The 1,313-nt window shown below is 39.1% G+C and carries 1 protein-coding gene; it reads right to left on the bottom strand.

Going from position 1 to position 1,313, the window contains the following annotated elements; all coding sequences use genetic code 11:
- Positions 1-121: 121 nt before the first annotated feature.
- Positions 122-1,090 (bottom strand): IS110 family transposase, encoded by a 969-nt coding sequence (locus tag ACFSQJ_RS14240; protein WP_377767643.1) that lies wholly within the window; start codon positions 1,088-1,090, stop codon positions 122-124.
- Positions 1,091-1,313 lie beyond the last annotated feature (223 nt).

The raw sequence follows: 1,313 nt of genomic DNA, 5'->3' as shown, positions 1-1,313 counted from the left end.
ACAACAAAGAACTGAGGTAAAAAACAAGTAAATTCTTCATTAATCTGAGACAATAGTATTTTAGGCCCATAGATTCGAAAAAATGATTCTTTGAGCTTTTTTTATTTGATTTATCTACGTTTTACCTTGGCAATATTGAAACGTAAGTTTCATCATAGGGCCTTCTTGATTTTGCAATGGCAAAGCTCTGTTTAAGTAGTTTGTTGGCTACTGCAATCAAAGCCAGTTTCTTGCTCTTTCCCTTGTTCACTATTCGCTCATAAACCGCTCTGCATGCCTTGTTGTGTGTACAGGCATTAAAAGCACATAGGAACAATAGGTTGCGAAGCTTTCGATTGCCCACTTTACTTATTCGTGCGCGACCCCTGACGCTGCTGCCCGACTCCCGTACCGTTGGGGTTATACCAACATAACTACAAAGCTGTGATGCTGTCTCGAACTTACTAAAACCATCGGTGACAACTATTAAGAACAATGCCGTCTTTTGGCCTATGCCCGGTATGGAGGTCAACAAGGTCAATTGCTCTTGTTGATCCTCTTTGACCAAGGATAGAATTTTTGATTCGATAGCTTCTACCTCCTTATCCAACTGTTTCTTGTTACGTACCAAGGAACGATAAACGAACTTTGAAGGCACACCCAGAACAGCTTCTCCATGTATCTTGTTTTTAGTGGCCGTACGCTGCTTTAAATAGGTGTCCAGCAATCTGAACAACTGTAAACATTCACTCTGGGTATCCGTCAAGGCATTGTAAAGGGGAACCTCGTTAATTAAAGCGTAGTCACAAATTGCCCTTGCATCGCTCTTGTCCGTCTTCACCTTGGCCAGTTTCATTTGAATGAAACGCTTAATCGACAATGGGTTTACAACCGATACCGTTACACCTTTTTTGTAAAGAAACTGTGCAAGCCTGTAATGATAATAACCAGTAGCTTCCATAACCACCAGTGAACCTTCAGGTAATTCTTTAAGGTATTTCTTGAATCCAGTTTCATCGTTCTTATACTGGTTGTGACCTTTGTTACTACCATGTACATCAAAGACACCCTTACTGATGTCAACTCCATAAGTTTCTTTATATTTATTCATAAGAACTGGTTTGTGAAAGAGCATACTACCTTACTCACAACAACTTGAAAACGAGATCTAAAGTCTCACAGAACTGAACGTGGTTTGAGTAGTAAAAGAGAGAGGATTATCAATGTTGTCGAAGTCTAAAGCTTCACCGTGTATACTAACCTTAATTCTCTCTTTTGTTCTTTCTGATTATTAAATCAATTTAAAGAGAATCAAACTTAAGCCGTGTATAATT

Source organism: Croceitalea marina (genome assembly GCF_042684265.1).
GTDB classification, from domain to species: Bacteria; Bacteroidota; Bacteroidia; order Flavobacteriales; family Flavobacteriaceae; genus Croceitalea; species Croceitalea marina.
The sequence above is the reverse complement of the archived record's forward strand: the minus strand, read 5'-3'. Positions and strand labels throughout refer to the sequence as shown.

What these genes read in the sequence shown, in the direction of transcription:
- ACFSQJ_RS14240 (WP_377767643.1), bottom strand. Translation starts at nt 1,090, where the DNA reads ATGAATAAATATAAAGAAACTTATGGAGTTGACATCAGTAAGGGTGTC.